The organism is Asaia sp. W19, from assembly GCF_003994335.1.
Lineage (GTDB): Bacteria > Pseudomonadota > Alphaproteobacteria > Acetobacterales > Acetobacteraceae > Asaia.
On sequence record NZ_PNQZ01000017.1, the window covers coordinates 1 to 5,566 of the forward strand.

The following is a 5,566-nucleotide window of genomic DNA, read 5'->3' on the forward strand; positions in this document are numbered from 1 at the left end:
TGCAGAAAACACCATCTCGACCGGCCTGAAGGTGTCGAGCGCGGCAGATAACGCGGCAGCTTACGGCATCGCGCAGCAGAKGCAGGGCAACGTCTCCGGCCAGTCCGCCGTGAATSACGGCCTTTCCTTTGCCGCTCAGACCGTTAGCTCGACGAGCACAGCCGTCAACCAGATCATCAGCGTGCTCAACAGCGTGCAGAACGCCGTCACCACCCTTGGCAACAACCAGGGCAGCCCGGCCGCTCTCGATCAGATCGGCACGCAGATCACCGGCCTGCTTCAGCAGATCGACACCATCGCGCGTAACGCCACGTTCAACGGCGTCAACCTGATCTCGGGCAGCACCAGCGATGGCCTGGGCATTACATCCAACAATCTGAGCTACATCACCGGTCTGCAGGGTGACCAGACCACCATCACGGGCTTCAACGCAGCAATCGCTTCTTACATGGGCGGCTCTACGGTTGCAGGCGCTCCCTCCGTCTCTTCGTCGTTCTTCCAGAGCGGTGTGGCCGGCACGAGTCTTACCGACGCTCTGGGCCTCACCACGGGCAGCGGTACGAGCGGTGCGAACCCGACCACGAACGTGTTCGAATCAACGGGCGGCAATCTCGGCGGCAACAAGAGCGTCTCCGACATGATTTCGCAGGTTCAGGCCGCGATCAAGGCAATGACGTTCGTCACCTCGACCCTGGGCGCGAACAGCAACGTCATCAACAACATGAGCACCTATGGCTCGAGCATCTCCGACAACCTCACCAACGGCATTGGCGCCCTGACCGACGCAGATATGTCTGCTGCCAGCGCTAAGTTGACCTCACTTCAGACCAAGCAGTCGCTCGCCATCAAGTCACTCACCATCGCAAACTCGCAGTCTCAGAACATCCTCTCCCTCTTCCAGTAATACTAAAAAGCCCCTTACCTGCTCTCAGGTGAGGGGCTACCAAAAACCCCGATCCGGGCTTTGCCCGTTTCATTCGACCGGTCCATTGAGAATACGGGCAGCGACGACGACAGATCCGCCTGCAGTGTCAGCCCCAGTCCGGAACATCGTCCATTTTCCCAGAGAGAAAACCCAGGTTCCCGTAAAACTGGCAACTTGCGCATGTGGCTTGCACGCTCCGTCGGGCTGCGCATCTTCCTGCCTGGCACACTGCGACAGATCCGACTCAGTCAACGGTATATAAATGTTGGTGTTGAGACGCGCCGTGCGACCATGGATTTGTATGGAGCCATCGATACCTGTTTTCTGTCCCTGTTGTCCATTATTCGCTACGTCGTCAGGGGCGCCGCTGGTGATGATATCGATATATTTTGTTTCGTTATCAGCGCAGACCTCCAGCGAAGCTGAGCCAATCACTTTCGTTCTTTCCTGTTGAGCGGCACTTTGTATGAAAGCCTGTACCTCAGCAATCCTTACAACCCCGGAAGGACAACGGATACCATCCCCGTTACCGGGTAGAGTCGTCGACGATCGCGCGGCATTCACGCCCCCTGCTCCGACAAGTATAGCGGCCGAAGTCATTAATGCACGGTAAGGGCGCGCTTGGAGGGAGCCTCTCCGTAAAAAAGCCACGGCGATAATCCTCTTGGAGTGTGTTCAGATCGTCAAGTGAAGATAGCCCAAATCAGGTTCCGTAAAAGCTGGACGTACAGATTATTTTCAATTCACAACGTACCTCTCCGACATTTAGGGGGTTGTCTCAGCCGCTGCATCGAAAGATGTTGCTGCCAGGTCGGGTTCACGTTACGAACGGTTGCGGCAACAGCCTGCCTAAAACGTGGTGGGCGATAGGGTAGAGGCTCATGATCAACGACGTCACGACTCGTAGTTTCGACGCAATGAATGCGTACGGTCAAATTCAGCAGAGTCTGCAGGCGTCATCAGGGGCAGCGAGTACGAACGCTCCCGTTGAAGGTAGCATGGGAAGCTTCAGCGACGCTTTGAGCGGTGCTCTGCAAAACGCTGTTCAGACAGGCAAGGCTGCAGAGAGCCAGACCGCAACAGGCCTCTCCGGGCGTGGCGATATAACCGAGATTGCGACATCCGTTGCCGAGGCGAAACTAACGTTGCAGACCGTGACCGCAGTGCGCGATCGTTTCGTTCAGGCCTATCAGGACGTCATGAAGATGTCGATCTGAACAAGAGCTGAAATGCAGCACGCTGTCGATATACATGAGATCTTGCAGGAATCCCTCATCGTCGCAGTCAAGATGGGTGCTCCCTCTCTCCTCGCGTCGCTGGCCGCCGGGATCGTGATCTCACTTTTCCAAGCGGTCACTCAAGTGAACGAAGCGACATTATCCTTTGTACCTAAGTTCATCGCAGCGACGGCCGCTCTTATGCTGACTGGCTCGTTCATCTACGCGACCCTGCATAGTTACGCGATGGAGATTTTCGATCAGATGGTGATCGCTGGTGGATCATAAACAGGGCCAAGCATCTCGTCATTACTGGCTAGGGCACTGATGCTCGCCATTCCTTCAACCGAGATTATCGGCATCTATCTCCTGATTTTATGCCGCTTGAGCGCTTTGGTTATGGTGGCGCCCGGACTCGGCGAGTCGACCTCTCCTATGACCGTACGTGCAGGTATCGCCGTATCAATATCTTTGCTGATCTTACCGGCTCTACAACCTGATTTCGCTCCCCTGATCAGACACGCTCTCGCAAGCCCAAGTTTGTTAGTGACCGTCATCGCACAGGAGCTGTTGATCGGCGCATTCATAGGGTGGATCGCTCGCATCATCGCCATGTCACTGGTCATATCGATGCAATTCATCGCCACATTCACGGGTCTTGCCAGCGTCCTGCAGCCTGATCCTGACCTAGGTGCTTCGAGCACTGCAATCAGCCATATGGCCTCTTTTCTTATACCGGTCCTGTTCCTCTCATCAGGACTTTATATCCTCCCGCTCAGTGCTCTGATGGGTTCCTACTCCGTGTTTCTACCTGGGCACGCGCCCTTTCTAAACGATATGGCGCACTCGGCGGTTTTGAGCGTCTCGTTGAGCTTCAAACTTGGTCTTCAATATGCTGCGCCATTCGTTCTCATCGGAACTTTATGGCCTGCTCTTCTGGGGGTCTTGAACCGGCTTATGCCTGCAATACAGGTCTATGGGATCGCTATGCCCGCACAGCTATTAGGAGGAGTATTCCTTATAGCACTGCTTATACACGTCATAACCGGGGTCTGGCAGGAGCGCATGGAGGAAACACTCACTCAACTTCCCGGTATCAATGCGCTGCATTGAATTGACGAGAGTATCTCCCCTACAGGCGCAGTCCTATGGCTGACGACGCGGGTAGCGAAGACCGCACCCAAGCCCCCACGCCACGACGGCTTGCGAAGGCAAGGGAAGAGGGGAATGTCGCGCAGTCACGTGAAACGCAAATGCTCCTGGTGTTGGGCGTCTTCCTCATCGTTTTCTCCCTTACGGGAGCGACTGCGGGTTCGCGCTTCATCTCTCATATGCACGGACTGCTCGAGCATTTTTCCACGCCGATCGACGACACGGCAACCATAGGCAGCATCATACGCCAGGCCTTCACCGAGGGGGTGCTACTCATGGCGCCTCTAGGAGGCGTTTGTATGGTCGCGGTTATCGGCTTCGGCCTGTTCCAAACGCAATTTCTCTTCCGCCCACAAGCACTGGCCCCCGATTTAAAGCGGCTATCTCCCATCTCTGGAATAAAGAGGGTATTCAGCGCCCGAAATCTGGTAGAACTCCTCAAAAGTCTTACCAAATTCCTTATTTTCGGTACTGTACTTTATGGTGTCGCAATCGGTACTTTGCATTCAGCACCCTTAGCCGAGCGCTGGACAATCCGTCGTTTGACATATGAGCTCGTGTCTTGGTTCGTCTATGCGACACTTGTGATCCTTATCGTCCAAGCCCTGATAGCTGCCTTGGACGAATTATGGACGCGATACAGCCGCTTGCAGAAACTGCGTATGAGTCATCAGGATGTAAAGGACGAAACAAAGCAGGAGGACGGCGATCCCAAGATCAAGGCGAAGCGCCATCAGCTCAGGATGCGGCGTGCGCGGCAGCGCATGATACAATCTGTCAAGAAGGCGACCGTAGTGGTGACAAACCCCACGCATTATGCCGTGGCGTTATTGTATGAAAATCAATCTAATGCGGCGCCGATAATCGTCGCCAAAGGCACTGACGAGTTGGCGGCTCGCATCCGCGATGCCGCTGATGAAGCGCGCGTTCCTATCGTCAACAACCCGCCTCTGGCGCGTGGCCTATACACACTGCCCCTCGAGACCGAGATACCGTCAGAGTTCTTCAAACCCGTCGCCGCGATTATCGCTTACGTGATCAAGCTGAAAACCCCTCGATCCAGAGAGTAGTCTTGAGTTTTGGTCCAAGCCCGCCTTTACCCCACGAAGCGCCAGACCCATCCGCCGCAATTCAATCCATGGACGAGCACGACCGGTCGGTGCATTGGTGTTCCTTCGGCGGCGGAAATTCCCCCGAGTGCGGCGGCTATGGGGAGTCCTGTCAGGATCTCACGACGCTGCATCCTACGACTCCCTGCTTCGACAGAGACGTCATCTTCTCATGACATATTCCGCTTGCTCAAGAGAGCGTCGTTACATCTGCCAGTCTTGTGATGCCTGCGCGCCGTTTCTAACCCTCTGAGAGTGGTTTGCGTCGAGGCCAACCTGTACGGCTCATGCCACGTCTCTACGCTGTGCACGTTCTATGTGCTGGGCGAGCGTGTTGATGCGCTGATTGCGGCAGTCTGTGTATGTGTGGGGATTTGGTTGCGGGGGCAGGATTTGAACCTGCGGCCTTCAGGTTATGAGCCTGACGAGCTACCGGGCTGCTCCACCCCGCGAGGGTGGTGGGGTGTTTTGTGGGGTGGATCAGGGGACCTGGCGGCGACCGACTTTTCCGCATCTTGAGATGCAGTATCATAGGCGCTGGGGCGTTTCACGGCCGAGTTCGGGATGGGATCGGGTGGAAGTCTCCCGCCATAGCCACCAGGTCTTCTGATCCACCCGACAACTATGTGTCGGTGTGGAGGTTGGTGTTTGGTATGATGAGTGTGTTTACGTGGATGATTGCTATGCATGTGTATGCTCTCTTTGTGAGAGCGTTGTGTGAGCGATATGGGCGATTAGGACCGGTTAGCTTCACGTGTTACCACGCTTCCACACCCGGCCTATTGACGTGATGGTCTTTCACGGCCCTGTGAGACCTAGTTTTGAGGTGGGTTTCCCGCTTAGATGCTTTCAGCGGTTATCCCGTCCATACTTAGCTACCCGGCTGTGCCGCTGGCGCGACAACCGGTACACCAGAGGTATGTTCATCCCGGTCCTCTCGTACTAGGGACAAATCCTCTCAAGTCTCATACACCCACGGCAGATAGGGACCGAACTGTCTCACGACGTTCTAAACCCAGCTCACGTACCACTTTAATCGGCGAACAGCCGAACCCTTGGGACCTGCTCCAGCCCCAGGATGTGATGAGCCGACATCGAGGTGCCAAACCTCCCCGTCGATGTGGACTCTTGGGGGAGATCAGCCTGTTATCCCTAGAGTACCT

General features: G+C 55.6%; 7 protein-coding genes, 1 tRNA gene and 2 rRNA genes. 5 read left to right on the plus strand and 5 right to left on the minus strand.

Features of this window, described 5'->3' with window-relative positions:
- The coding region (locus C0V97_RS04175) for a flagellin (protein WP_127101023.1) at positions 1-904 on the plus strand (904 nt) is incomplete at its 5' end.
- 69 nt (positions 905-973) lie between these two features.
- On the opposite strand, the gene C0V97_RS04180 is transcribed toward C0V97_RS04175, so the two are convergent.
- On the minus strand, positions 974-1,360 hold the full coding sequence (locus C0V97_RS04180; RefSeq protein ID WP_127101025.1) for a hypothetical protein: 387 nt from the start codon (positions 1,358-1,360) through the stop codon (positions 974-976).
- Positions 1,361-1,842: 482 nt separating this feature from the next.
- Here C0V97_RS04180 and C0V97_RS04185 point away from each other — a divergent pair, with 482 nt between their 5' ends.
- The 4 genes from C0V97_RS04185 to C0V97_RS04200 are packed head-to-tail and all read left to right on the plus strand — an operon-like array spanning position 1,843 to position 4,364.
- Positions 1,843-2,142, plus strand: coding sequence for a flagellar hook-basal body complex protein FliE (locus tag C0V97_RS04185; RefSeq protein ID WP_255424150.1), 300 nt, complete (start codon positions 1,843-1,845; stop codon positions 2,140-2,142).
- Between the two features lie 12 nt (positions 2,143-2,154).
- On the plus strand, positions 2,155-2,430 hold the full coding sequence (locus tag C0V97_RS04190) for a flagellar biosynthetic protein FliQ (protein ID WP_127101029.1): 276 nt from the start codon (positions 2,155-2,157) through the stop codon (positions 2,428-2,430).
- Positions 2,431-2,469: 39 nt separating this feature from the next.
- Positions 2,470-3,255, plus strand: coding sequence for a flagellar biosynthetic protein FliR (locus tag C0V97_RS04195; RefSeq protein ID WP_233581963.1), 786 nt, complete (start codon positions 2,470-2,472; stop codon positions 3,253-3,255).
- 35 nt (positions 3,256-3,290) lie between these two features.
- Positions 3,291-4,364 (plus strand): flagellar biosynthesis protein FlhB, encoded by a 1,074-nt coding sequence (locus C0V97_RS04200; RefSeq protein WP_127101031.1) that lies wholly within the window; start codon positions 3,291-3,293, stop codon positions 4,362-4,364.
- A 26-nt stretch (positions 4,365-4,390) separates the two neighbouring features.
- Here C0V97_RS04200 and C0V97_RS18290 read toward each other — a convergent pair whose 3' ends face one another.
- The 4 genes from C0V97_RS18290 to C0V97_RS04215 form a co-directional block, all read right to left on the minus strand.
- On the minus strand, positions 4,391-4,537 hold the full coding sequence (locus C0V97_RS18290; RefSeq protein ID WP_158625334.1) for a hypothetical protein: 147 nt from the start codon (positions 4,535-4,537) through the stop codon (positions 4,391-4,393).
- A gap of 241 nt (positions 4,538-4,778) precedes the next feature.
- Positions 4,779-4,855, minus strand: a tRNA-Met gene (locus C0V97_RS04205).
- A 35-nt stretch (positions 4,856-4,890) separates the two neighbouring features.
- A 5S ribosomal RNA gene (gene rrf / locus C0V97_RS04210) occupies positions 4,891-5,005 on the minus strand.
- Positions 5,006-5,116: 111 nt separating this feature from the next.
- Positions 5,117-5,566: ribosomal RNA gene (locus tag C0V97_RS04215) — 23S ribosomal RNA — on the minus strand; the annotation flags it as partial.

What these genes read in the sequence shown, in the direction of transcription:
- C0V97_RS04185 (WP_255424150.1), top strand. Translation starts at nt 1,843, where the DNA reads ATGAATGCGTACGGTCAAATTCAGCAGAGTCTGCAGGCGTCATCAGGG.
- C0V97_RS04190 (WP_127101029.1), top strand. Translation starts at nt 2,155, where the DNA reads ATGCAGCACGCTGTCGATATACATGAGATCTTGCAGGAATCCCTCATC.
- C0V97_RS04195 (WP_233581963.1), top strand. Translation starts at nt 2,470, where the DNA reads ATGCTCGCCATTCCTTCAACCGAGATTATCGGCATCTATCTCCTGATT.
- C0V97_RS04200 (WP_127101031.1), top strand. Translation starts at nt 3,291, where the DNA reads ATGGCTGACGACGCGGGTAGCGAAGACCGCACCCAAGCCCCCACGCCA.
- C0V97_RS18290 (WP_158625334.1), bottom strand. Translation starts at nt 4,537, where the DNA reads ATGCAGCGTCGTGAGATCCTGACAGGACTCCCCATAGCCGCCGCACTC.